The sequence below is a fragment of the Pseudomonas sp. NFACC10-1 genome, assembly GCF_900119195.1.
GTDB lineage: Bacteria > Pseudomonadota > Gammaproteobacteria > Pseudomonadales > Pseudomonadaceae > Aquipseudomonas > Aquipseudomonas cerasi.
This window is the reverse complement of record NZ_FPJB01000008.1, coordinates 19329-44375: the sequence shown is the minus strand read 5'-3', so window position 1 is coordinate 44375 and position 25047 is coordinate 19329. Positions and strand designations below refer to the sequence as shown.

At 58.3% G+C, this 25047-nt stretch carries 26 protein-coding genes; 7 read left to right on the top strand and 19 right to left on the bottom strand.

The window, feature by feature from the left end; all coding sequences use genetic code 11:
* Positions 1-16: 16 nt before the first annotated feature.
* The 7 genes from BT119_RS21195 to BT119_RS21165 all read right to left on the bottom strand — a co-directional run bounded on the left by BT119_RS21195 (position 17) and on the right by BT119_RS21165 (position 8445).
* On the bottom strand, positions 17-1609 hold the full coding sequence (locus BT119_RS21195; RefSeq protein ID WP_003370095.1) for a flagellar hook-associated protein 3: 1593 nt from the start codon (positions 1607-1609) through the stop codon (positions 17-19).
* 13 nt (positions 1610-1622) lie between these two features.
* A complete protein-coding gene (flgK, locus tag BT119_RS21190) occupies positions 1623-3683 on the bottom strand; it encodes a flagellar hook-associated protein FlgK (RefSeq protein WP_054081556.1) in 2061 nt (686 codons plus the stop codon).
* A gap of 10 nt (positions 3684-3693) precedes the next feature.
* Complete coding sequence (gene flgJ, locus BT119_RS21185) at positions 3694-4938, bottom strand: flagellar assembly peptidoglycan hydrolase FlgJ (RefSeq protein ID WP_003436082.1); 1245 nt, start codon at positions 4936-4938, stop codon at positions 3694-3696.
* A 10-nt stretch (positions 4939-4948) separates the two neighbouring features.
* Positions 4949-6058, bottom strand: coding sequence for a flagellar basal body P-ring protein FlgI (locus tag BT119_RS21180; RefSeq protein WP_003436081.1), 1110 nt, complete (start codon positions 6056-6058; stop codon positions 4949-4951).
* Between the two features lie 13 nt (positions 6059-6071).
* On the bottom strand, positions 6072-6785 hold the full coding sequence (flgH, locus tag BT119_RS21175) for a flagellar basal body L-ring protein FlgH (protein ID WP_002554309.1): 714 nt from the start codon (positions 6783-6785) through the stop codon (positions 6072-6074).
* 84 nt (positions 6786-6869) lie between these two features.
* Entirely contained in the window at positions 6870-7658 is a 789-nt protein-coding gene (gene flgG / locus BT119_RS21170; protein ID WP_003412455.1) for a flagellar basal-body rod protein FlgG, read from the bottom strand.
* A 46-nt stretch (positions 7659-7704) separates the two neighbouring features.
* Complete coding sequence (locus tag BT119_RS21165; protein WP_003370079.1) at positions 7705-8445, bottom strand: flagellar basal body rod protein FlgF; 741 nt, start codon at positions 8443-8445, stop codon at positions 7705-7707.
* 283 nt (positions 8446-8728) lie between these two features.
* On the opposite strand from BT119_RS21165, the gene BT119_RS21160 reads away from it, so the two are divergent.
* Positions 8729-8920: a hypothetical protein gene (locus BT119_RS21160; protein ID WP_032609907.1), complete on the top strand. Its 192-nt coding sequence runs from the start codon at positions 8729-8731 to the stop codon at positions 8918-8920.
* Here BT119_RS21160 and BT119_RS21155 read toward each other — a convergent pair whose 3' ends face one another.
* The 5 genes from BT119_RS21155 to flgB form a co-directional block, all read right to left on the bottom strand.
* Positions 8921-10666, bottom strand: a complete 1746-nt coding sequence (locus BT119_RS21155) for a flagellar hook protein FlgE (RefSeq protein WP_072366883.1) — start codon at positions 10664-10666, stop codon at positions 8921-8923.
* Between the two features lie 197 nt (positions 10667-10863).
* Positions 10864-12192, bottom strand: a complete 1329-nt coding sequence (gene flgE, locus BT119_RS21150; protein WP_003436076.1) for a flagellar hook protein FlgE — start codon at positions 12190-12192, stop codon at positions 10864-10866.
* Positions 12193-12217: 25 nt separating this feature from the next.
* Positions 12218-12907: a flagellar hook assembly protein FlgD gene (gene flgD, locus BT119_RS21145; protein WP_003370069.1), complete on the bottom strand. Its 690-nt coding sequence runs from the start codon at positions 12905-12907 to the stop codon at positions 12218-12220.
* 15 nt (positions 12908-12922) lie between these two features.
* The gene (gene flgC, locus BT119_RS21140) at positions 12923-13363 is read right to left on the bottom strand and encodes a flagellar basal body rod protein FlgC (protein WP_002554316.1); all 441 of its coding nucleotides are present in this window, start codon (positions 13361-13363) and stop codon (positions 12923-12925) included.
* Between the two features lie 3 nt (positions 13364-13366).
* The gene (flgB, locus tag BT119_RS21135; protein ID WP_003370068.1) at positions 13367-13774 is read right to left on the bottom strand and encodes a flagellar basal body rod protein FlgB; all 408 of its coding nucleotides are present in this window, start codon (positions 13772-13774) and stop codon (positions 13367-13369) included.
* A gap of 288 nt (positions 13775-14062) precedes the next feature.
* Here flgB and BT119_RS21125 point away from each other — a divergent pair, with 288 nt between their 5' ends.
* Positions 14063-14506 (top strand): hypothetical protein, encoded by a 444-nt coding sequence (locus BT119_RS21125; RefSeq protein ID WP_072366882.1) that lies wholly within the window; start codon positions 14063-14065, stop codon positions 14504-14506.
* 46 nt (positions 14507-14552) lie between these two features.
* Here BT119_RS21125 and BT119_RS21120 read toward each other — a convergent pair whose 3' ends face one another.
* Complete coding sequence (locus BT119_RS21120; protein WP_003370064.1) at positions 14553-15026, bottom strand: nuclear transport factor 2 family protein; 474 nt, start codon at positions 15024-15026, stop codon at positions 14553-14555.
* Between the two features lie 10 nt (positions 15027-15036).
* Positions 15037-15504 (bottom strand): cyanase, encoded by a 468-nt coding sequence (cynS, locus tag BT119_RS21115; RefSeq protein ID WP_003370061.1) that lies wholly within the window; start codon positions 15502-15504, stop codon positions 15037-15039.
* 73 nt (positions 15505-15577) lie between these two features.
* On the opposite strand from cynS, the gene cynR reads away from it, so the two are divergent.
* Positions 15578-16489: a transcriptional regulator CynR gene (gene cynR, locus BT119_RS21110; protein WP_175550602.1), complete on the top strand. Its 912-nt coding sequence runs from the start codon at positions 15578-15580 to the stop codon at positions 16487-16489.
* Positions 16490-16582: 93 nt separating this feature from the next.
* Here the strand turns inward: cynR and cheR are convergent, their stop codons facing one another.
* Both cheR and BT119_RS21100 read right to left on the bottom strand, forming a co-directional pair.
* Positions 16583-17410 (bottom strand): protein-glutamate O-methyltransferase CheR, encoded by an 828-nt coding sequence (gene cheR / locus BT119_RS21105; RefSeq protein ID WP_003347319.1) that lies wholly within the window; start codon positions 17408-17410, stop codon positions 16583-16585.
* Between the two features lie 51 nt (positions 17411-17461).
* The gene (locus BT119_RS21100; protein ID WP_003436070.1) at positions 17462-18388 is read right to left on the bottom strand and encodes a chemotaxis protein CheV; all 927 of its coding nucleotides are present in this window, start codon (positions 18386-18388) and stop codon (positions 17462-17464) included.
* 77 nt (positions 18389-18465) lie between these two features.
* Between BT119_RS21100 and flgA the strand changes: the two genes are divergently transcribed.
* The 4 genes from flgA (at position 18466) to BT119_RS21080 (ending at position 21046) form a co-directional block, all read left to right on the top strand.
* Positions 18466-19224: a flagellar basal body P-ring formation chaperone FlgA gene (gene flgA, locus BT119_RS21095; RefSeq protein WP_003417867.1), complete on the top strand. Its 759-nt coding sequence runs from the start codon at positions 18466-18468 to the stop codon at positions 19222-19224.
* Positions 19225-19385: 161 nt separating this feature from the next.
* Positions 19386-19700, top strand: coding sequence for a flagellar biosynthesis anti-sigma factor FlgM (gene flgM / locus BT119_RS21090; RefSeq protein ID WP_003370051.1), 315 nt, complete (start codon positions 19386-19388; stop codon positions 19698-19700).
* 49 nt (positions 19701-19749) lie between these two features.
* Complete coding sequence (locus tag BT119_RS21085) at positions 19750-20217, top strand: flagella synthesis protein FlgN (protein ID WP_003370050.1); 468 nt, start codon at positions 19750-19752, stop codon at positions 20215-20217.
* An 82-nt stretch (positions 20218-20299) separates the two neighbouring features.
* A complete protein-coding gene (locus BT119_RS21080) occupies positions 20300-21046 on the top strand; it encodes a flagellar brake protein (RefSeq protein ID WP_003370048.1) in 747 nt (248 codons plus the stop codon).
* 68 nt (positions 21047-21114) lie between these two features.
* Here the strand turns inward: BT119_RS21080 and BT119_RS21075 are convergent, their stop codons facing one another.
* The 3 genes from BT119_RS21075 to BT119_RS21065 all read right to left on the bottom strand — a co-directional run bounded on the left by BT119_RS21075 (position 21115) and on the right by BT119_RS21065 (position 24933).
* Positions 21115-22530 carry an MFS transporter gene (locus BT119_RS21075; RefSeq protein ID WP_054081552.1) on the bottom strand — a complete coding sequence of 472 codons (1416 nt, stop codon included), beginning with the start codon at positions 22528-22530 and terminating at the stop codon, positions 21115-21117.
* Positions 22531-22584: 54 nt separating this feature from the next.
* Positions 22585-23826 carry a glutamine synthetase family protein gene (locus BT119_RS21070; RefSeq protein ID WP_175550604.1) on the bottom strand — a complete coding sequence of 414 codons (1242 nt, stop codon included), beginning with the start codon at positions 23824-23826 and terminating at the stop codon, positions 22585-22587.
* Positions 23827-24021: 195 nt separating this feature from the next.
* A complete protein-coding gene (locus BT119_RS21065) occupies positions 24022-24933 on the bottom strand; it encodes a methyltransferase domain-containing protein (RefSeq protein ID WP_032609902.1) in 912 nt (303 codons plus the stop codon).
* Between the last annotated feature and the right edge of the window lie 114 nt (positions 24934-25047).

Here is a 25047-nt window from a genome sequence, read left to right as displayed (position 1 = left end):
TGCTCAACGTCAGAACTCAAAGCTGACTGAACAGGTTCAACTTGGATAGCATGGTAAACACCTGCTGAGAAGCGTCCAGCATGGTTTTCTGCAATGTCAGGCGGGTGGTCGCCTCGACGATGTCAGCGTTTACGTAAGTACCTTGCTCAGTAGTGTTGTTGCCTTTGAGCAGATCGTTGGTCGTACCTTGGGCGGTTGCCGCCAGCTGACGCGCGCCGCCACTGGAACGTGCCGTGGAAGCTTGTTCGATGGCGCTGCTCATGTTGCCCAGCGCAGAGTTCAGCGCTGCCGTCATATTCTGCGAGGCCACCAGGTTGCCATCGGTGGGCGTCGACAGGGCTTTGATCGCCGCTGTCAGCGTATTGAGAATGTTCTCGGTCTGGTGCGTGCCAGACTCGACGATGAACTGATCGCCGGCAGCCGGTGTACCGCTGATATTGAAGTTCACACCGGAGGCGTTGGCCGTCGAGCCGGTCATGGTGCCGCTGGACACTGGCTTGCTGCTGGTGGTCAACGGCGCGGCGTACAGCTCGTAATCGGTCGGGCTGGTGAACTTGAGGATCGCGCCGTCTGTCGGGAAGGTATTGTTGAAAGCAGTCCGGTCCGCAGCGGTATTGCCCACGACAGAGCTGCTGACGGTCGCCGTTGACGTATTGCCGGCGCTGCGCGAGGTGGAAACACTGTCCGGTGTCGACGCCAGCTGATAGCTGCGATTGGCCAGTGCCGCATCTGCGGTAGCGTCCGAGACCCGGTCAGCGGCCGGCAGGTTGACGTTGAGCGTCATTTCCACGCCGCGGAAGGTAAACGTCTGGGCATCGAACGAGCCGTGGGAAAACTTGCCGCCAGTCGAGGTATCGGAACTCACGTCAGTGCCACTGGCATCAGTGATCTTGAATTGCGTGCCGCTGAGAAAAGTCAGCGTATAGGGCTCGCCGCCCTGGTAGCTGGAGTTATAGGTCGGAGTGGACGTCACCAGGCCACTGCTGAGGCCGATCTTGCCGTCATCGGTTGCAGGCGAAAGCAGTGTGGCAGACGTACGGGTTGTGTTGACCGACTGCTCGAAGGCCTCGAAACCTGTCGTGTTGCTGGCCATGACCAAACCATCACCTACCGCTAGATTGACGCTGGTCTGGTCGCCCTTGTAGCTATAGGAGCCATCGGCGTTCAGCGAATACGGTGGCGTCGAGGCCTTGGAACCGGAAAATATGTACTGACCGTTAGGGTCCTGGCTGTTCATCAAGCCCAGAATCTGACTCTGGTACTGCTTGAGGGCCGAAGCCTTGGCGAGCCGGTCCGAGTCGGTAAACGCGCCACTGCCTGCCGATACGATCTGCTCCCGCGCAGCCTGCATCGTGTCGATGATGCTGGTCAGCGTGGTCTCGGTGGTCACCGCGTTGGTATTGATCGTGCCGATATTGGTTTCGTACTGGGTCAGCATGGAGTTCTGCTGCGCCAGTTGCAGTACGCGCGCGGCACCCACCGGATCATCGCCTGCGGTATTGAGCTTGATGCCGCTGGAGACCTCTTCGCTGGTCTTGTTCAGGTTCGAATAGTTACGCTGATAATTGGTGTTCGTGGATTCGAAGAACTGGGTAGTCGAGATACGCATGGCTCACGATTCCTTAAAGACTGTTGATCAGCGTGCTGAAAATGGTTTGTGCCGCCTTGATGATCTGCGAAGAGGCGGTGTAGTACTGCTGATACTTGATCAGGTTGGACGCCTCTTCGTCGAGCGATACACCCGAGACCGAGTCGCGTGACGATTTGGCCTGGCTGACAACGGCCGCAGTGGCGGTCACATCGTTCTTGCTCTGGCTCGCCAGCGTACCCACAACCGATACCGTATCTGCATACGAACCGGACAGGCTGGTGCCCACGCCACCGTTGACGACACCGACGGTCTTGGCGGTCTGCAGGCCGACCACTGCCAACGCGTTGCGGTTGTCGGACGAGCCGCCACCGGTCATGCCGATGCTGAATGTGTCATTGGCAACCGGCGAGCCGGAAATGGTCATTTCCAGCTGGAACGCAGTGCTGCTGCTCGGCGTCGTTGTGGTGTCGGTATAGCCGACGTTCAATTTGATCGTGTTGGCCTGGCCCTGGATGATCGAGCCACCAACGGCATTGCCGTTCTGGTCGAGCACCGCTCCGCCACTCGCATTGATCAGGGTGTAACTCTGCACGCCGGTACTGCTGACCGCACCCATCACCAGTTTCATCGGGGTGGAGTCTTTGAGCGCATTGCGCAGGTCAGCGGTCTGGGTGCTGTCGTAGATATCCGACCTGGTGTTCAGCACCGGCTGGGTGAAGCCACCAGTACCGGAGTTGCTGGATCCCGCCGTTGCCGTCAAGGGCGCGGCCGCTGCAATATCCTTGGCGTCGGTCAGAACCACCGAGATCCCCGACGCGCCAGTGCGGGTCGGGATAACCTTGAAACTGTCACCGGCTGCCAGCGTATTGCCGTTGAGGCTCACACTGAAGCCGTCGAACTGTTTGGGCGGATTGTCAGCCAGCGAACCGGCACCGACGCTCTCGCCGTTGGGCAGACGACGTACGGTGAAATTCGACGAGTCGCTGAACGTCACTTCATAATCGTTGGCGGTCAGCTTGCTGGTGTCGCCAATGGTGACGTTGAGGTTGCCGGAGCCGACACTGTTGGTGGTTTTGCCGATGCTGCGCTGGGTAATGGCTTCGGCACTGTTGATGCTGGAATACAGGTTCGAACCGAAATTGCCCTTGCTGTCGATGCCCTGGTTCATCTGGCTGTTGACCTGGTCCGACAATACCATCGCGGTACGGCCCAGTTCGTTGGTCGCAGGCACCAGCACTTCGTTGCGGTAACGCAACAGACCACCGATCGAGCCGCCAGTGAGCACTGAGGTCACATCGGTCTGGGTCTGGCCGTAGGCAACCTGCACGTTGTACTGCAACGGATCGGACGGGCTCGGGCTGGCCGACATCTTGTAGGACGTGCCGCCACTGACCAGTGATTGTCCGGTACCGGTATAGATGTCGAAGTTACCGTTGTTCTCGACCACTTTCACACCGACCAGCTCGTTGAGCTGACGAACCGCTTCACTGCGCGAGTCAAGCAGGGTGTTCGGCGTGGCGTTGCCCGCAGACGCTTGTGTGATCTGCTTGTTCAGGCTCGCCAGGGTGGTGGTCAGCTCGTTGACCTGTTTGGTGAAGGTGTTGAGCTGCGTGTTGACGTTATCGTTCTGCGTGGACAACTGCGACGAAACCGAGTTGAAGCGTGCGCTCAACGCGCCAGCCTGGGTCAGGAACGACGAGCGTTCGGCCGACTGCGTGGCACTGGTGGCGATGCCCTGCATCTTGGTGAAGAAGTCCGCCAATTGCACGGAGATCCCCGTCGCATTGTCTGACAGTAATGTATCGGTCTTGCTGGCCTGACCGGAATAAGCCACTGCATCCGCGCTGAGGGCGGTGCTCGATTGCAATTGGGTGTCCAGATAGCTGTTGTAGATGCGACGTACGTCCGACAGCGTAGTGCCGGTACCGATGTAGCCTACACCCTGACCAAGAGCGATCTGCGCCGAAGCCGTGGTCAGCACCTGCTGACGCGAGTAACCCGCGGTATCCACGTTGGCCGTGTTGTTACCGATGGTGTTGATCGCGGCACTGCTGGCATTGATACCTGAGAGCCCAATTGAAATCAGCGACATGAGTCAAACCTTATAAAGTCGTGGAAGAGCCCGCTGCAGCGGCGTAAGTCTGGTAACTCTTCATCTGCTTCGCAATCTGCGAAATCTTGCTGGCATAGTCCGGGTCAGTGGCGTAACCGGCCTTCTGCAATTCTTTTACAAACTGTTCCGGTTTATCGGCCGAATTGACCACTTCTTTATAGCGGCTGTTGTTCTGCAACAGACTGACCAGGTCGTGGAAGCTGTCGGCGTAGGAATCATAGGAACGGAAATCCGCCGTTTCCTTGACCATCTTGCCGTCGCGGAACTCGCTGGTGATCGCACGCGCTTCGGCACCCTTCCAGCTGCCCGCCGCCTTGATGCCGAACAGGTTGTGACTGCTGCTACCGTCCTGCTGACGCATGATCGATTTGCCCCAACCGGTTTCCAGTGCCGCCTGCGCCACCAGCATGACCGGGTCGACGCCGATACGCGCTGCGGCTTCCTTGGCCAGTGGCAACATGGTTTCGACGAACTGATCGGCGTTGCTGAACGCGCGCTTGGCCGGTGCCAGCGGTGGCTGGGCCATGGAGCGCACGTATTCCGGCGCGGGTGCCAGGTTCGGATCGAGTGTCCAGTCGCCGTTGTTGCCTGAAGTACCGGCTGTCGCACGAGCCGGCACCGGGCTGTTGCTGACGGCTGTGGTGGCAGAAGGCACGATGCCGGCCAGCAGACGATCGGTGAGTTTGGCGGGCAGCGACAGACGACGCGCGTTGAGCAGCGCCATGTCGTTGCGCCCTTCTCCGGACGCCGAGGCCGCAGCCGCCGCCTGATCGGCAGCCGCCGAGCGCGTGGCCCACAACGGACGCTGATAGACGCTGGTCGCCAGACCGGTCTTGGCCGGCGCAGCGTCAGTAGCGGCCGTTGCAGCGTCGGTCGTATTGACCGGCGCAGCGTGGTTTATCCCCTTGTCTTTCGACAATTGGCGCATCAGCACGTCCTGCAAACCGATACCGTTGCCACGGGTGGACAGCGTGACCGCCAACTGCTGGTCATACATATCCTGATACTGCCGCGTGGCCGGGGTGTTCATCGGATTGTCCTTGGCCAGCACTTCGTTGGCCGAGCGCATGGCCTTGAGCATCTGGCTGACGAACAGCGACTCGAACTCGCGGGCCACCTTCTTCTGGTTTTCCACACTGTCCTTGTCGCCATGCTTCAGCGACGCCAGACGGTTGACGTCGGTGTAGGCACCCGAATCGACCGCCGACGAAATTCCGCTCTTGGGCATATCCATGCTCGAATCCTCAGATCACGATCAGGTCGGCTTGCAACGCGCCGGCCTGCTTAAGGGCTTCGAGGATGGCCATCAGGTCACCGGGCGCAGCGCCCACCTGATTGACCGCGCGAACGATCTCATCCAGCGTGGTGCCTGGACCGAACTTGAACATCGGGTGCAGTTCCTGCTGGGCGTTAACCCGCGAGCGAGGCACTACCGCAGTCTGACCGCCGGACAATGCGCCCGGCTGGCTGACGATCGGGTCTTCGGTGATGGTAACGGTCAGGCTGCCGTGGGTGACGGCAGCAGGTGAAACCTTGACGTTCTGGCCGATGACGATGGTGCCGGTCCGCGAATTTATGATGACCTTGGCAGCGGTCTGGCCCGGATCGATTTCCAGGTTTTCCAGAATCGACAGGTAATCCACACGCTGGCTTGGGTCGAGCGGCGCAGTCACGCGCACCGAACCACCGTCCAGCGCCTGAGCGACGCCAGGGCCAAGCATGTCGTTGATCTTGTCCACGACGCGCTTGGCAGTGGTGAAGTCGGAGCGATTCAGGTTCAGCGTCAGGGTGTTGCCCTGGTTGAAGCCGCTCGGAACAGCGCGTTCTACCGACGCACCACCGGGGATTCGACCCGACGACGGAACGTTGACGGTAATCTTCGAGCCGTCACGGCCTTCCGCGTCGAAACCGCCGACCACCAGGTTGCCCTGAGCGATGGCGTAAACGTTGCCGTCGACACCTTTCATCGGTGTCATCAACAGCGCACCACCGCGCAGGCTTTTGGAGTTACCGATCGAGGAAACAGTGATATCGACCGTCTGGCCCGGTTTGGCGAACGCTGGCAAATCTGCGTACACCGCAACCGCCGCGACGTTTTTCAGCTGCACGGTGCCCGAACCCGACGGCACCTTGATGCCGAACTGCGACAGCATGTTGTTGAAGGTCTGCAGGGTGAACGGGGTCTGTGTGGTCTGGTCACCTGTACCGTTGAGACCCACGACCAGACCGTAACCGATCAACTGGTTGGCCCGTACGCCGGAGATGCTTGCGATATCCTTCAGACGCTCGGCATGCACGCCGAACGCTGTGGACAACAACAAGGTCGCCGCTATCAGTTGCTTGAGCTTGATCATGTCTATCCCGCTATCAGAAAGGGAACAACGGGCTGAGGAAGAACCGGTCGAACCAGCCTGGCTGGCTGGTATCGGCAAAGGCTCCGGTCCCCGAATAGGTAATACGTGCATCGGCGATACGGGTGGACGACACGGTATTATCGGTCGCGATGTCGTCAGCCCGGACCAGGCCGGCAATCCGCACCAGTTCGTCACCGGTATTGAGGGTCATCCACTTCTCGCCACGCACCGCCAGAATGCCGTTGGGCAGCACATCCGCAACCGTCACGGTGACCGAGCCGGTCAGACTGTTGCTCTGTGCGGCCTTGCCATCACCCTTGGTAGTCCGCGCGCCGGTGTAACCAGCGTTCAGGCTCAGGTCGTTACCGCCAATCGGGTTGTTGGTGGTCAGACCCGAACCGAACAGCGAGGTCAGACCAATGCTGTTGGTGCTGTCCTTGGTCATCGCCGAAGTGGCCGCCTTGCTCGCCGCCATACGCTCGGAAAGCGTGATGGTGATGATGTCGCCAATACGGAAGGCCTTGCGGTCGCCGTACAGGTTCTGCTCGAAACCGGCCTGATAGATGGCGCCATTGTTGGCAGCCGCCGACATGGGCGTACGCGGCAACACCGGAGCGTAATAAGGGTCATTGGGCTTGGCCGTCGGCGCAACACAGCCGGACAGCAGGGTGATCCCGCACAATGAAGCGATCAACACTGAAAAACGCGGAACACTAAGGCGGTTCATGACACTTGAAACCTCGCGGTGTAACAGGCGCTTATCAGGCGCCCCATCGGATTGAGCGGTTCTACGAGCAGCGACATCAAGGACTTACAGGTTCTGAGTCAGGTTTTGCAGCATCTGGTCAGCGGTCGAGATCACTTTGGAGTTCATCTCGTAGGCGCGCTGGGTAGTGATCATGTTGACCAGTTCCTCAACGGTGCTGACGTTGGAGTTTTCAAGGGTGTTCTGCAGGGTCGGGCCAAGGCCGTTAAGGCCAGGGGTGCCGATCTGCGGCGCGCCGCTCGAACCGGTTTCCAGGTACAGGTTGCCACCGATGGCCTGCAGGCCGGCGGGGTTGATGAAGTCGGCGGTCTGGATATTGCCGATGATCTGCGGCGTAGCGGTTGCGCCTGCCAGCGTGACGGAAACAGTACCGTCCTGACCGACCGTAAAAGTCTGGGCGTTCTGCGGAACGACGATCGCAGGCTCGAGGGCATAACCGTTGGCCGTGACGATCTGGCCGTTGGCGTCGAGGTGGAACGTACCGTCACGGCTGTAGGCAATGGTGCCGTCCGGCTGGGTCACCTGAAAGAAACCACGACCGTTGACCGCCAGGTCCAGCGGGTTGTTGGTGGTCTGCAGGCTACCGGCAGTGAAGTTCTTCTGCGTGCCGACAATACGCACACCGGTACCCAGTTGCAGGCCGGAAGGCAGTTCGCTGTCCTGAGTGGACTGGGCACCCGGCTGGCGTTTGATCTGATACAGCAGGTCCTGGAACTCGGCCCGGTCACTCTTGAAACCGGTGGTCGAGACGTTCGCCAGGTTGTTGGAGATGGTGGTCAGGTTGGTGTCCTGAGCGGCAAGACCGGTTTTGGCGACGTATAGTGCAGGAAGCATGTGTGTTCTCCTCGAGCGCCGGTTTGTCGGCGCAAGCTGTCATTGATTAGCCAAGTTGCAAGACGCGAGCCATAGACTGATCGTCTTCTTCGGCGGTCTTCATCATCTTGACGTGCAATTCGAATTGACGGGACAAGGCCAGTACCGAGGTCATTTCCTCGACCGCATTGACGTTGCTCGCCTGCAGAAAGCCGGACTCGACCTGAACGGTGGCATCTGCATCGGCAGGCCGGCCGGTCTTGGTGTGGATCAGGCCATCAGGGCCCTTCTCCATGGTCTTCAGGTCAGGCTTGACCAGCTTGATGCGGTCGACCTGCGCCATCACCTGAGGACTCTCGCCCAGCGAACGAATACTGATCGTGCCGTCGGCGCCGATCTCGATCTGCTGCTGAGGCGGCACGGCAATCGGACCGCCGTTGCCCATAACCGGCAAACCACTGCCGTCGCGCAACACGCCCAGGGCATCGATGTTCATGCCGGAACTGCGGGTGTAGGCTTCACCGCCGTCGGGCGTCTGCACTGCGATCCAGCCATCACCCTTGACGGCGATGTCCAGCTCACGACCGGTCTGCACCATCGCACCGGCGGAAAAGTCGGTCCCGGGACGCTCGCTCATGGCGTAGGCTCGCGATGGCATGACCTCGCCAAACACCGGCATCGAGCGGGCCTGTTCCAGGTCCCGCATGAAACCGTTGGTCGAGACGTTTGCCAGGTTGTTGGCATGAGCCTTTTGCGCGATCGCGTTTTCGGATGCACCGCTCATTGCGACGTAAAGCAACTTGTCCACAGTCTTCCTCCTCCGACAGACGCTTGCCGCCTGTAGCTGTTCTGAAAGGGTTAAAGCAATTTTTGAACCAACTTGTCAGGCTCGATACAAATGCCTGATTAGCCAGTAAAAACTGGCGATCGCCGATGGCTTGAGGAAAGAGCGCCAACCAATAGCGGCGGTGGACTGCCGCCTGCCGCTTGCCAGACAGGAAACACCGCCAAAAAAACTTCATCGAACTGCGCCGAGAACCGGATCGACAGTGATAATCTTGCCGACACCGCAACCGTGACCGGGAACCGCCATGCCTTTTCGTGCGTGCATCATCGGTATCGCGAGCGCGAGCCTGATGACCTTTGCCCTGCTCTCTCAGGCCGCTCCCGCCCACTATTACAAATGGCAGGGCGACAGCCGGATCGTCTGCGCCCAGGCCAGCCCGGGCCCAGGCTGGAAACGCTTGAAAGGCCACTTCATCAAAGCCGACTGCTCGATCTGATCAGGTCGACTGGATCAGCGTCTGCATCAGCGTCACTTCGGTGGATATCGCCTTGGAGTTGGCTTGATAGGCCGTCTGGGCCTGGATCAGCGCAATCAGCTCATCGGCCAGCACGACGTTCGAACCTTCCAGTGCGCCACTGACGATGCTGCCCAGCGTACCGACGCCCGGCACATCATATTCAGCCACTCCGGAATCGGCAGTGGCGGTCCAGCGTGTATCGCTACGCGGCTGCAAGCCATGCGGATTGGCGAAACTGGCGAGCATCACCTGACCGATATCTTTAGTCATGCCATTGGTAAACCCGGCACGCAGAATGCCGTCCCGGCCAACGTCGAGGCTTTTCAATTCCCCTGCCGAATGGCCATCCACGTATGCGGCGGAGCGCGAACTGGCAGCGTTGTGCTGAAGCAGATGGGTGAAGTCGATGGTGATGCCGTCAGCGCTGCCAGCCGCTCCATTGGATATCCAGCGCTCGCGACCGGTGCCAGGATCAACCGCCATCACAGGCGACCAGCCCGTGAGCTTCAGCTGATCGCCATTGCTGCTCAGGCCCGGACTGCCGGTCAACGACGCGACGGCGCCATGGGAATCGAAGACGATGTTTGCCGTCAGCGGCGTGGTGGACCCGGAGTTCTGCGGGTTTCGATCGTCGATCAGTACGTGCAGGCGCCAGCTGTTGGTGCCGTCCTTCACGAAATATTGTTTCAGCTCATGGGTGTTGCCCTGACTGTCAAAGATCTGGTTACCGAACATCCTGCTATAGGTGTTCAGATCTGCGGGGTTGAAGTGCGGAACCGGCCGATGCATGACCGTATCGCCCGGATCGAGCAGACTGGCCCCGGCGTCGCTCAACGGCAACGAAACAGCCCCGCCGTTCAGGGAGCCATTTGCCGCCCAGGCGCCATTGACCTGCGCGGCAGGCACCCAACCCTGCAAGGCAAACTCGGTGTCCGAAAGCTTGCGCAGATGCTGATCATTGCCGCTGTACGACAGGGAACCGTCAGGCTTCAGCTCAAGGCTTACCTGCAACGGCGCTACGCTGTCGGGATCCACCGGGTTGCGCCCGTCCACCAGTACATACATCGACCACTGATCAGCCTCGGTCTTGACGAAATACTGCTTGAGTTCATGGTCGGCTGCGGGCACCGGAGTGATCCCCACATCCTGGATGGTCCGGGTGGCAACCCGTGTATAGGTCGCGGGGTTGTCCGGGTCAAAGGTCGGCAAGCGGGCGAGTGACGGCAGCGAGGCATCCAGATTGATGGTTTCGGCCACCCGGGTCGTGGCCCGAGCACCGACGTTGGACGTATCGATCTGCAAGTCCGTGCGGATACCACTGGCAATCTCGCGCTTGTCGTTTGCGGCATAACCCTGCAAACGCCCACCATCGCTGTCGACGACAAAGTTGGCAGCATCCTTCAGAAAGGCGCCGGCCCGGGTATAGGCCAGTGAACCCTGATCACTGACCACAAAAAAACCGTTGCCTTGAATACGCATATCCAACGCATTGCCGGAACTGATCACGGTTTCACCCTGATTGAAATTCTGCTGCACCGAAGCAAGTCGTACGCCATCCCCGACAGCGTGCTGCCCGGCCCCCAACTGTGCGGACGCATATAGAGCAGAAAACTGCGCACGAGACGACTTGAACCCCAGGGTGCCGACGTTGGCAATATTATTACCCGCTACTTCCAGTCGTTTATTGGCAGCCTGAATACCGCTGATCGCTGTATTGAATGACATGAGAACTCCCTTGCCATAAAGGCAATTCATAGAGGAGTTTTATTCTCACACCATCGTGCGTAGGAAGTTTCCAAGTAGGCTGAGGGAGTAATCCGTAACTTTCAGCACTAAAAAAGACATGACAAAATACTTTGCAGACACCCATAAAAAAGCCCCTTTTTACAGGGGCTCTTTCAGCACGTATCAAACAACGCGTATTACGTCATCTGAATAGTGGTCTGCATGATGGTGCTTTGGGTGGAAATGGTCTTGGCGTTAGCCTGATAGTTGCTCTGCGCCTTGATCAGGTTAACCAGTTCCATGGTCAGGTCGACGTTGGACTCTTCCAGCGCCTGACCGGTGATGTAACCCAGCGTACCCGACTGTGGTGCGCCGCTCACCGGTACACCGGAAGCGAACGTTTCACGCCAGTTGGTGCCGCCGGCCTGCGCCAGACCCTGCACGTTGGCGAAGCTGGTCAGCGAAGTCTGACCGATCACCTGCGACTTGCCGTTGGTATAAGTGGCGAACAGGTTGCCGCTCGAGTCAACGTTCATGCCGCTCAGCTGGCCAGTGGCGTAGCCATTCTGATCCTGTTTGAGCAGACCGGATACCGAAGCGGTCTGGGTAGTGCTCGACATGTCCAGCTTGATCGAAGCAGCGCCCGTCGCACCGTTGGCTGCCCAGGTAGCTGTCGTGCCAGTACCGACCTGCACGCCAGGCACCCAGTTGGTCACGGCGAATGTACCGTCAGCATTGAACTTGATGTTGGCGCTGTCGGTAGGAACAGAGCCGCCGGCAGTGGTCACCAGATTGCCCGAGGAGTCGAATGTCAGGTTATTCTTGTCCGGCGTGGTGGACGTCGGATCGGAAATGCTGCGCCCGTCCATCAGGGAATACATCGACCAAGTATTGGTGCCGGTCTTGACGAAATACTGATCCAGGGTATGCGCATTACCCTGAGTGTCGTAAGTCGGGGTGCTGTACTTGACGTTGTAGCTATTGGTGTCGGTGGCATCGAACGTCGAAACGGTCGGCAGCGCGGTTGTCGAGTTCAGGTTGGCGGAGTTGGTGATTGTGGTCGTCGCCTTGGGCTCCAGGTTGGACGCGTTCACACGCAGATCGCTGAGCGCGCCAGTCACCACTGAGCCATTGGCGTCAACGTTGTAACCCTGCAGCTTCATGTTGCTGCTGTTGACGACATAGCCTTCCTTGTCGGTGTGGAATGCACCGGCACGGGTATACAGCTTCTCACCGTTATTGCTGAGCATGAAGAACCCGTCGCCATTGATGGCAAGGTCCAGACTGTTGGCTGTTCCGGTGGTCAGACTGCCCTGGGAGAACTGCTGGGAAACCGCAGCGGTAGTCACGCCACTGCCGACGCTGGTATTGCCGGAAGTACCGCGAATCGACTGAGCATATTGATCAGCGAACTCGGCACGTGACGATTTGAAACCGGTTGTCGCGACGTTGGCAATGTTGTTGCCGGTAACGTCGAGACTTTTGTTTGCAGCATAGAGCCCACTAAGGCCGATATTGAAAGACATGTTTCACTCCTGCGCCGTAGCGGCTCTACAATCCGATAGTTTGAACTTTGGACAGGGCGACACTGCCGCTGGCCAGGTTAAGCGTTGTTTCTGCGCCATTGACACCCAGCGTGACACTGTTGACCGTGGCGGGCAGGTAAGTTGAAAACTGCGTGTTCTTGCCTTCCACCGAGCCTTCAGCCTTGAAGCTGTAAGTGCCCGATGGCAGCTGGGTACCGCTTGAGTCCGTACCGTCCCAGGCAAAGCTGGTGGTACCGGCTTTTTGCGTGCCCAGGTCGACACTGTCGACCAGATTCGATTGCGCGTCGTACACCTTGACGGTCGTCAGCGAGCTTTCGCCCGGCACCACGATCGAACCGGTCAGGCCTTTGGTGGTATCGACCGAAGTACTGCTCGCATCAATGATCACCGAGCGACCGACCAGTGACGAGGCCTGCAAGGCCTGCGACGACTTGTAGCTGCTGGCGATCGTATCCACCGTCGACGTCAGGTTCTGCATGCTTTCAAGGCTGCTGAACTGCGCCAGTTGCGCCACGAACTGCGTGTTGTCCTGCGGGTCCAGAGGATTCTGGTTCTTCATCTGCGTGACCAGCAGTTGCAGAAACGAATCCTTGCCCAACGTACCGGTAGAGTCCGTCTTGGTCGGTGTCGGGTTCTGCAGCGTATTCAGGAATGTCGATGAGACGCTGGTTGCTGAGGTGTTATCAACGGCCATAACTTTCGCCTTCTATCACTGACCGAGGGTCAGAACCTTCTGCATCATGGATTTAGCGGTGTTCATGATTTCTGCGTTGGTCTGGAAAGACCGGCTGGCAGAAATCATGTCGGCCATTTCTTCCACGACATTGACGTTGGGGTAATAGACATACCCGTCCTTGTCAGCGGAAGGATGATTGGGCTCGTAACGTGCTTCCAGGTTCGAGCTGTCTTCGATGATGCCGTTGACCTGAACGCCCTGCCCGGCTTCGCCCTGGTCCTGGAACAACGAACCACCTGTGGACTGCTGACCCTGCATCACGGTGGCGAACACCGGGTGACGGGCGCGGTAGGTCTGGTCCATGCTCGAAGACACGGTCTCGGCGTTGGCGATGTTACTGGCCGTGGTGTTCAGACGCGTGGTCTGGGCACTCATGGCGCTACCGGCAATGTTGAACACATTGGCTAGTGACATGAATTATTCTCCGCGAAGGGCTGCAACCAGCCCCTTGAACTTGCTGTTGAGCAATGTGAAGCTGGCCTGGAAGCCCATGGCGTTCTCGGTGTAGCTGGCCTGCTCGACCTGGGAATCAACGGTGTTCTGGTCCAGCGAAGGCTGCGACGGCGTGCGATACATCAGCGTACCGTCGTCATTGCCCATGCCCTCGGCTTCGATATGACGGCTGTTGGTCTTGTTCAGCGCGAAATGACCGTTCTGCACCTTGTCGTTTTCGGCAGCCAGCACCGACGAGAAGTCCAGATCGCGAGCCTTGAAGTTCGGGGTGTCGGCGTTGGAGATGTTGTTGGCCAACACCTCTGCACGCTGAGCCCGGAAGTTCAGAGCCTTTTCATGTATGCCTAGCGCTTTATCGAAGCTGATGCTCATTTCGGGAAACCTTTGCCGGTTGACCTGATTCTGTTGTTACTGACAAAGCAATCAGCGTGCCATGTTGTAAAAGCCAATGATTGCAGGGCCCACAGGCGGCGGCGAGGCGGCAATGCCAGAAAAGCGGCAAGGCATTTCCGCTGTGGAGGGGCAAAGCGGCAAGGTGGGTGCCGTTTTTTTGCCAGTATGGGGGCAGCGTTGGCGAATCTCGTATCTGCACTACAGGATTGTGGTGATGACCGATACACTCAAGCGCACAAGGATTGGGAATTGGAAAGGAGCTTCATCTTGGTCGACTCAATAGGCACTCACAACAACCCGGTCATTAACACCGCGAAAGCTGTGGCGTCCCCCGCCACCTCACCCTCCCCCCGTGCCCCTTCTGCCACCTCAAACAAAGCGGAGGACTCAGGCAAACTTTCTTCTCTTTCTGTGCAACTCAGCGAAAGCGCGACGCGTGCGGCGTCAAGAGATGCGAGCCTTGATCATGATGCACTGGGGGCGAAAGCAGCTGAGAAGCTTGACCAGATCATTGGCCGAAGCTACGACGTCAACAAGGCTAAAAATGATGCCGAGGTGCCTGACACGACTGATCCCGAACTGCTGGCACACGCGAAAAAAGCAACTCAATTCGTGAACGGCGGTAGAGAGAATCCTTTCGCAGGCATGGCTAGAGATCAAAGCTTATTTGGCGACAGTGCATCAGCTACCGACGCACCCGCCACCGAATGAAAGTCCGGGCGGTTTTCGATCATTTCCGCCCGGACAGCGCTTTCAATCAGAGACCCAGCTCACTCAAACCCGGGTGATCATCCGGTCGGCGCCCCAATGGCCAATGGTATTTGCGCTCGGACTCGGCGATCGGCAAATCGTTGATGCAGGCAAAGCGCCGCTGCATGAGGCCGTTTGCAGCGAACTCCCAGTTTTCGTTGCCATACGAACGGAACCAGTTGCCGGAGTCGTCATGCCATTCATAGGCATAGCGCACGGCTATGCGGTTATCCGTGAATGCCCAGAGCTCCTTGATCAGCCGGTAGTCCAGTTCCTTGCGCCACTTGCGTTCCAGAAAGGCCTGAGCCTCTGCGCGGCCATTGATGAACTCGCTGCGGTTACGCCAGTACGTGTCTTCGGTGTAGGCCAGCGCAACTTTAGCCGCATCGCGAGAGTTCCAGCCATCCTCGGCGCCACGGACTTTCTGGACAGCCGTCTCCAGGGTAAAGGGTGGAAATGGCGGTCTTCCTTTATCACTCATACCAGCGTCCTCAGAACGGTTTGTAGGGCAGAAATTTTCCATCGAGGGTGATCACGGCTCGCTCGCCCCCTTCCGGATCTTCGACTTTCTTGATGTCGAGCTTGAAGTTGATTGCGCTGATGATGCCGTCGCCGAACTGCTCATGCACCAATGCCTTCAGCGTTGTGCCGTAGACCTGAACCATTTCGTGGAAGCGATAGATCGTCGGGTCACTGGAGACGTCTTCGACATTGCCGCGCAACGGGATGGTTTGCAGTTCGGCGACCGCGTCCCTGTCCAGCCCGAGACGCTCGGCGACTACCTCGGCCACCGCCTCGGGTAAAGGGTGCTGACCGAGCAATGCAGCCGTGACATACACCACGCTCAACCCCGTACCTTCTGCAAGCCCTGCCCACGTCAGGTTCTTTGCGGTCTTGGCCTGCAGCACACGTTCAGTCAGATGCTGGCGCGGCGCTCTGGAAATGTTGCTGTGCGGCATAGGTAACCCTCCGGAATGAATTCACGTCAATCACAGCATCGGCAACTATCACCATAAGATCCAAGACTGATTTATGATCATCGCCATAACCCTGACTTATGGTGATTCCATGCTGTTACGCCATATACGTTATTTGCTGGCGGTCGCCGATCATGGCAATTTCACCCGGGCGGCCGAGGCCCTGCATGTCTCGCAACCGGCGTTGTCGCAACAGATCAGGCAACTGGAAAGCAGCTTGGGTGTGCAACTGTTCGACCGCACTCGCCGCAGTGTCGTGCCGACCGATGCCGGCCGCGTCTATCTGGACCACGCGCGTCGCTGCCTGCTTGAGCTGGAGGCCGGGAAGCGTGCGCTCAACGATGTCAGCGACCTGTCACGCGGACACTTGCGCCTCGGCGTCACGCCCACCTTCAGTGAATACCTGATAGCGCCGCTGATCGACCGCTTCAGCGCGCTGTATCCCGGCGTGGCAATCATCCTCACGGAGCTACCTCTGGAGCGGATCACCGAGGCATTGATCAGTGACTCGCTCGATCTGGCCATCGGTTTTGCCGGCAGTCATGCCGTCGAGATAGACAGCCAGCCTCTGTTCGATGAACAACTGTGCCTGGTCATGGCCAAGTCTGCCCCCGAAAAACAGACCGTGCTGACACTTGAGGACCTGCAAACGCTTCGCTTTGCCTTGCTCGCCCCCGGATTCGCCACTCGCCAATTGCTGGATGCCTGGTGCCATACGCAGAACTTCAAGCCGACGGTCGGCCTCGAGGCGAACTCGATTGCCATTTTGCTCAAGGTCGTTGCCCAGGGCCGCATGGCGACCATTCTTCCCGATGCCATCGTTCGCGAGCAGCCTGGGTTGTGCGAAGTTCAGACGATCCCTGCCTTGCCCGGGCGGACGGTTGCGCTGCTGCGGCGTAAAAACGGCTACCAGAGCGCCGCCGCCAACGCTTTTGCAAAACTGGTGAGCAACAGTACGCAAACATGAAACCGATGGGCAGACGATCAAAGCTGTTTTCAGCCGCGCACAAAAAAAGAGACCCGAAGGTCTCTTTTTTCATCGCAGGCAACTGACAGACCGTCACTTGGCCTTATAGATGATCCCGGGGCTGCACTGAACCATCTGGTAGTGATCGGGCAAACCATTGAGTGCTTCGGAAGCCCCCAGAAACAGGTAACCGCCTGGCTTGAGCGTTCCGTGGATACGCAGCAGGATGTCTTTCTTCACTTCAGCGGAGAAGTAGATCAATACGTTACGGCAGAACACGATGTCGAATTTGCCCAGCGAGGCGTAGCTGTCGAGCAGGTTGAACGAGCGGAACTCCACACGACTCTTGATCGGCGCCTTGACCACCCAGCGGCCCGGGCTTTTAACGTCAAAAAAGCGCTGCAGACGATCCGGCGACAGGCCGCGGCCGATAGCCAGACTGTCGTATTCGCCGGTCTTGCAGTTATTGAGCATCAAGCCCGACAGATCGGTTGCGACGATCTGCACGCCCGATTTGAGTTGACCCTGATTGGCACGCTCGAACTCGTCGATGGACATCGACAGCGAATACGGTTCCTGACCCGACGAACAGGCGGCCGACCAGATGCGCAGTCGCTGACCAGGGCTGGCCTTGATCTGCTCGGGCAGCACCTTGTTCTTCAGCACTTCGAACGGATAGGTGTCGCGAAACCACAGGGTTTCGTTGGTGGTCATCGCATCGACGACCTGCTCGCGCAAACCACTGCGCGGCTGGGTCTGAATACGCTGGACCAACTCGCCAAGCGACTTGATGCTTTGCTGCTCCATCAATTTGTTGAGGCGGCTGGACACCAAGTACTGCTTGTTTTCCCCAAGCAGAATGCCACAGGCTTTTTCCAGAAATACCCGGAACTGATCAAAATCCAAATTACCCGTAGACAAAGTGCCGCCTCTCAAATCATGTGAATCACCGGGGACGACGCCCCCGGCTGGTTATTCTGCTGCATTGATCCGCGCAACGACCCTGGCCGCCAGATCATCAGGCCGGAATTTCGCGAGAAAGTCATCCGCGCCGACTTTCTTGACCATCGCCTGGTTGAATACCCCTGACAACGAGGTATGCAAGGTGATGTGCATCTTCTGCATGCGTGGATCATTACGTATTGCTGCGGTAAGGGTATAGCCATCCATCTCCGGCATTTCAATGTCGGAGATCATCATCAGGAACTCTTCTTCAGGCTTTTTGCCTTCTGCGACCATATTGAGCAGGTAGTCCAGCGCCTGACGACCATCGTTGAGCGCGACGACCTCCACCCCGACGGTTTCCAGGCAGCGGCTCACTTGCTTGCGGGCCACCGACGAGTCATCGACCGTCAGCACGCGCATAGAGACAGCCTTGTGCTGAACCTCGGCGTCAATGACACCGACCGAGATTTCTTCGGACACTGGCGCGACTTCGGCGAGAATTTTCTCGACGTCGATGATTTCCACCAGTTGGTTATCAACCCGGGTGACGGCGGTCAGGTAATGATCGCGCCCGGTGCCCTTGGGTGGTGGATGAATCTCTTCCCAGTTCATGTTGACGATGCGTTCGACAGAATGCACCAGAAAGCCCTGAACCTTGGTGTTGTACTCGGTAATGATGACGAAGGAGTTAACCAGCGAAATCATCCCTGTGGATCCTGTCGCCATTGCCAGATCCATGATCGGGATCGTGCCGCCACGAATATTGGCCACGCCCCGAACGATCTTGCTCGATTTGGGCATGATGGTGAGTTTCGGGCATTGCAGTACTTCTTTCACTTTGAAGACGTTGATCCCATAGAGCTGCTTGCCGTCGAGACGGAACAAGAGCAGCTCCAGGCGATTCTGACCCACCAGCTGAGTTCGCTGGTTTACCGAATCCATTACACCTGCCATGCCGAACCCCCTTACAAAATGACCGCCGCCCAGACACCAGATCAACAAGCGGCACGGGCTTTGCTATTTATTACGTCATGAACGCAAAGACGACAATTTCTCGACACCTCGCATTAGAAACCCGCAGGCTTCTGTGCGCAATCGCTCTGCTGTGCCTTTCCAGCACGGTGACCCTCGCTCGTGCCGAGAATTTCACACTCCCTGAACAGCTTATCGGCGTCACCCAAGGGTTTCTTGAGTTCACAGTAGAAGACTATTTGGCAACCAACCAGATTGACGGGCGTCATGAGATACAGGTCAAGCAGCTCGACCCGCGTTTAAGGATGGGTGCCTGCGACAAGGATTTGACAGCCACACTGGAAAGTCCGCGCCCGGTTGGCCGGGTTACCGTGCGCGTGCGCTGCGAAGGTTCTTCGCCCTGGACGGTGTTTGTGCCCGCTCAGGTATTGCTGTATCGCAACGTCGTGACCGTGATGCGCCCGCTCAAGCGTGACGCGATCGTCACCGAAGAAGACGTCGCGATGCGTGAGCGGGATGTCAGCAGCCTGGGCCAAGGATTTCTGGCGTCGCTGGATCAGGCGGTCGGTCAGAAGGTTGTCCGACAAATGGTCATCGACCAGGTCATTACCCCGGTGGCGCTTGAGCAGCCACAGATGGTTCACAAGGGCGATCAGGTGGTGATCATCGCGCGCAGCGGCTCGCTGGCGGTTCGCATGCCCGGCGAAGCAATGTCCGACGGAGGCTTCAACGAACAGATACGGGTGAAAAACCTCAATTCCCAGCGGGTGATCAAAGCAAGTGTCACCGGCCCAGGGCAGGTGGAAGTCGCTATGTAGTGCATTGATGGTGGCGCGAAGGGTGTGTTTTTTTTAGACTGCGGGGAATGCCCGACGGCAAATGTCGTCTATTGGGAAGCTTTCTCACAATCAGCCTAAAGTTTGACAGGGGTTGGCCGAAAACAAGGCAAGCGTCCAAACACCCAGAGGTTTTTTCAATCATGGTCATAGATTTCAGTCGCCTTAACAACTCACAGGCTGTTGCCGGTACTTCACGTACCAGCGCCAGTAAAGACACCGCCAAAACCGATGCCCCAGCCCCTGCCGTCACCGCAGGTGTCAAAAGCACCGGGGAAACTTTTTCCTTGAGCAGTGAGGCTCAACAGTTGCAGAAAATCACGGACAAGCTGACCGATCTGCCAACCGTCAACAGTGCTCGCGTTGCCGAGCTCAAACAGGCCATCGCCGACGGTAGTTACACAGTGGACAGCAACCGTGTCGCCAGCAAACTGTTGAATTTCGAAACCCAACGCTAAGCCAAGGCTGGCGCTGGATATTCTGGACGCTTAAAAACCAGAGCATGCGATGCACGACACTACTTTGCTGCAGATGATCACTGACGACATGGTTTCAGCCCGACAGCTTCTTGAGTTGTTGCAGGCCGAATCATTGATTCTTCACGGCCGCGACATGGGCGAGATGGAGCAGGTGCTGGCGCAGAAACAGGCGCTGGTCATTCTTCTCGACCAGCACGGCCGCAAGCGTAGCCAGGTGCTTGCGGGCATGGGCCTGCCAGCCAATCGCAGTGGTCTCCAGCAACTGGCCAGCCAGTCGGATATCGGTGAGCAATTGCTGCTGGCCGCCGACGAACTGAATACACTGATCAACGAATGCCAGACGCTCAACGAGCGCAATGGTAGTCTGATCCAGCTGCAACAGGTCAGTACCGCTCACCAGCTTCGCATACTGAACGGTGGCGATACGCCTACACTCTATGACAGTCGCGGATCGACTGCCCTTAGAGCAAAACCACGCCCCCTGAGTCAGGCGTAACTTCCTGTATCAAGGTTTCGTGCATAGTGGCAGAATGCCTGCTGTTGCGTTGCCGTAGTATTTTGCCTGGAGATTCAAGAACGTGAATGGCTCAAGCGCGGACGATGCTCCGCAGCCCCCGAAGGTTCTCAATACACCTTTGGAAATCGCCGCAAACCTGCGGCTGCTACTCGAGAGTCATGATCCTCTGATCATTACCTTCCATGAGCGTCCCCAGCGCTTTCAGAGTTATCTGCTTGAAGTCGACCGTGACAACAACGTCATGGCTCTCGACGAGATGATCCCCCGTGATGGCGAACGCTTTCTGAGCAACGGCGAATCCTTCCGTGTCGAAGGCTTTCATGACGGCGTGCGGATTGCCTGGGAAAGTACTGCGCACATGGACATCCTCAGCACTGACGGTCAACGCATGTACCGTGGCCCGATGCCTGAGGAAGTGGTCTATCACCAGCGGCGCAACGCATTTCGGGCTGCGCTGAAGCTGGCACAACTGGTCGATGTAGAAATCGGCGGTGACCGCTTGAAGTTCACGCTGGCCGGCAAGCTGCTGGACATTTCTGCCACAGGTTGCAAGTTGCGCTTCGAGGGCGACGTGTCCGATCGCATGCAGTTGGGCCAGGTATACGAGCGTTTCGTCGCCAAGCTGCCTTTCGGCGCCATGACAGCACCTGTCGAGTTGCGCCACCTGCATTTCGAAGAACGATTCAACACCACCTTTGCCGGCGTCCGCTTCCACAACATGAGTGGGCTGGTGCAGCGTCAGGTCGAGCGCTTCGTCTATCAATTACAGCGCGAAGCACGACGCTTCGACAAAGACGAGGACTTCTGACACTCACCTGAATCCTTCGGCGATTGCGGCAATGCTGCCGCAATCATGCACTACCCTGCACTCTCCCCTCAGGCCTTCCAGGTCTCGCTTTCACGCTCGCGTTCATGCTCATCGGCTTCAGCTGGTTCCGCTCCGGCAGCCGGCTCGGTCTGCGCCAGAACCTCGCTTTCTGCCTCAACCTCCGATTCAGGCACCGCCTCGGGCTCCGGCTCAGGCTCAACGGTTGCCTGCATCTGTTCCTGAACCACCTGCTCATCGACACGCGGGTCAAGTGCAACTACCAGTGGCGAACTGGACATACTGTCCGGCATCGCAACGTGGTGCAGCGGTGCGTTTTCGACCTGATGCAAGTGAGTGACCGCCTTGGGCCTGATCAGCAGTACCAGAATCACGCCCGCGCCACAGACGAACGCATAGAGCATGTGACCGCCAAACTGCTTCATCACCACACCCGCGGCCAACGGACCGATACTGGCGCCAATGCCGTAGGTCATGAGCAACATGGCCGTCAGCGATACCCGGCGCTCGGCCTCGACGTGGTCATTGGCGAAGGCCACTGCCAGCGGATAAAGGCAGAACTGCATCAGCGAAGCCAGAAACCCGACACCGAACAGCACCTCGACCGGCACACTGGGAAACACCGCCAGCGGTAATGACGCCACCACCAGTGCGGCGGCAAAGATGCGCATCAGTACGGAACGGTCATAGCGGTCGGACAGCAGGCCCAACGGCCACTGCACCAGAAACCCGGCCAGAATGCAGCAGCCCATGAACAGACCGACCTGCTCGGTGGACAGCCCCTGCTCAGCGGCGTAGACCGGTGCCAGACCATAGAACGAGCCGATGATCAGGCCGGCGCCCAGTACCGCCGTCAACGACTGCGGCACACGCTTCATGAAGAAGCGCGGCTCCAGTGGTGCCGGATGCAGGGGTGCCGGGTGAATCGCCCGGGTCATGGCGACCGGCACCAGGCACAGTGCGAAACACAGCGCTACCAGCATCAGCAGCTCAGGCCCCAGTTGCGGGTGAACCACCAGCACCAGCTGACCCAGCACCAGCCCCAGGTAGGAGGCAATCATGTAACCGCTGAAGACCATGCCGCGCTGTTTGGCAGCCGCCTGCTCGTTCAGCCAGCTCTCGATGACCATGTATTGGCACATCATGCCCAGACCTACGATGACCCTCAGCACTAGCCAGGCCGGCAACCAGCTGATCAGGCCATGCCCGAGTACCGCCGCGCCGACGATGCCGGCACAGGTGGCGTAGGCGCGAATGTGACCGACACGGCCGATCAGGCGGTGACCGATCTTGCCGCCCAGCACCAGACCGAAATAGTTGGCGGCCATCAACGCACCGACCCACAGGCTGTCAACCTGATCGGCCGCCAGGCGCAGGGCCAGATAAGTGCTCAGCAGACCCGAGCCGATCAACATCATCAACGAGGCAAAATAAAGCGCTCGAAAGGACTTCCAGATTTGGCGCATCAACTTTCCAAAAATAGGGAGTCGCCCGACTGGGCGAGCCCAACACTGCGATTCTTAAACCTGAGCAGCCAGCACGCGCCGTTCCCAGGGGGTTATCTCGTCAAAAAAACTGGTCAGTTCCAGGGTCTTCGACGCGATGTAGCCTTCGATGAATTCATGACCAAACAGTTCCTTGGCCAACTGACTGCTTTTCAGACGCTCCAGAGCAGCGTGCAAGGTACACGGCAATAACAATTCTTCCGGCACCTCGAGTTCGCCCTGCAGCGGCGGCGTCGGTTCCAGCCGTTGCTCGATGCCATGCAGCCCGGCCGCCAGACTTGCGGCAATGGCCAGATAGGGATTGGCATCAGCGCCCGGCAGACGATTCTCCACCCTTCTGGCCGCCGCTGCACTCGACGGTATACGTAATCCGGCAGCGCGATTGTCGTAGGACCAGCAGGCGTTGTTGGGCGAGGCATACGGATGGCACAGGCGCTGGTAGGAATTCACATTGGGCGCGAACAGCGCGGTGAAGTCCGCCATGCAGGCTTGCTGGCCAGCAATGAAATGACGAAACGTGTCGGTCGGCTCACCCTGCGCATCACTGAAGATGTTCGTTGCGGTCTCTGCTGTCACCACGCTCTGATGAATATGCATCGAACTGCCCGCTGTATGGGCGAGCGGCTTAGCCATGCAGACCACAATCAGCCCGTGCTTGAGCGCGACTTCCCTGAGCAGGTGCTTGAACAGAAAGGTCTGATCGGCCAGCAGCAGCGGATCGCCATGCAGCAGGTTGATCTCGAACTGACTGACGCCCATCTCGTGCATCACCGTGTCACACGGCAGGCCCAACGCCGACATGCAGGCGTATACCTCGGCGAAAAAAGGCCGCAAGCCGTTGTTGGAACTGACGCTGAATGCCGAATGCCCCTGTTCGCGTCGTCCGTCCAGCCCGGTCGGCGGCACGAATGAATGAAGCGGCTCGGGATTGGGCGCAAAGACAAAAAACTCGAGTTCAGTGGCCACCACCGGCACCAGGCCCTGCGCAGCGTAACGGGCGATAACTGCCTTGAGCTGATTACGGGTGGAGAGCATGCAGGGCTGACCATTGAGGTCCTGCGCATCACAGATCGCCAAGGCGCGCGGCGATGTGCTCCAGGGCAGACGGTGGAGCTGCTGTGGATCACTGATCAGCGCCAGATCGCCGTCGTCACTGCCGTAGAAGCGCGCCGGCGGATAGCCGCCCATGATGCATTGCAGCAACACACCGCGCGCCAGCTGCAAACGGCGGCCCTCGAGAAAACCTTCAGCGGTCATTACCTTGCCGCGCGGTACACCGTTCAAATCCGGGGTTACACACTCCACTTCATCAATGCCCATCAGCATTTCTTTCTGCGAATGGGGGTCATTGCCTGTCATGGGTCAGTCCTTTTAGTTGAGCAGCAAACGCCAAGCTTCAACCTTCAGACTGCAATCTTCAAGCACCGCGCTTCAGGCTGTCGGCCTGCCGCGTCAGAGAACCGGGTTATGGAAAGGCGTCCCGGTCACTTCGATGAACTCCTTTCGGTAGTCTTCGTTTTCCGGGTCGACCACAAGGGCCTGACGCAGGAATTCGACGCCTTCGGCCACATTGCCCAACTGACGACTCAGAGCGCCGGCAAGGTGCAGCCTGGTGGCATCGAAAAAATTGAATGACAGCATGATTTTGGTCAGCGTCAGCGCGTTCTCGAGCTTGCCCGCCATCAACAACTGATTGAACTGGGTATTGAAGTCGCCGACGTCCTGCCACTTTTCCGCAGACAAGCCCTCCACTTTGCGGAGCACGACGGTGTGGCCGTTGCCTACTTTCGAATCGGTTTCTTCGACGCACTCGATGTACCAGCAACCCAGGCCTGACGAGTTAACATAATTGACTGCGCGGAGCATGCTTTGCAGGGAAAAGACCTGATAGTGACCGCGCCACTCGCCTTCAGTGACGGTGGTCATGTCGACCTTGTTTTCATAGTCCTCGATCATCTGCGCCAGCGTCGTCAAACGACGGGCCCGATCAGTCTTGGCTGCGGTGCGCTTGGGAAAGATGCAGAAGAATACCCCGCCGTTCTTCAGCACTCTGAAGGATTCGACGTAGGCAGAGAGCAGGTTGGGGACGTGCTCGATGACGTGCGAACTGATCAGATAGTCAACTGACGAGTCGGCCGTATGGATGCACTGAAAATCGCCCAGCATGTCGACCTTCGAAACGTCGCCCGACACTTTCATCTGCTCGACGAAGTACTGCTGATAGTCTTCCATGTCGCGAGGGTGCAAAAAATCCACACCGTTGCACGGCGCAACGTTCAGGCAATTGGCAAGATTGAACGCATTGTGAGCCGCTGCGCCCAACTCTATACCATGCCCCTGGCAGTACTTTTTAGCTAACAGCATCACCCACCCACCGCTCATCGTGATATCGAATACAGTCTTTCATCGGTTTCGGCGGTGTCCGCTAAAACTTTAACCGGCACCGCTCCAGGTCTTTGGCGTGCCCGCAATTGGCGC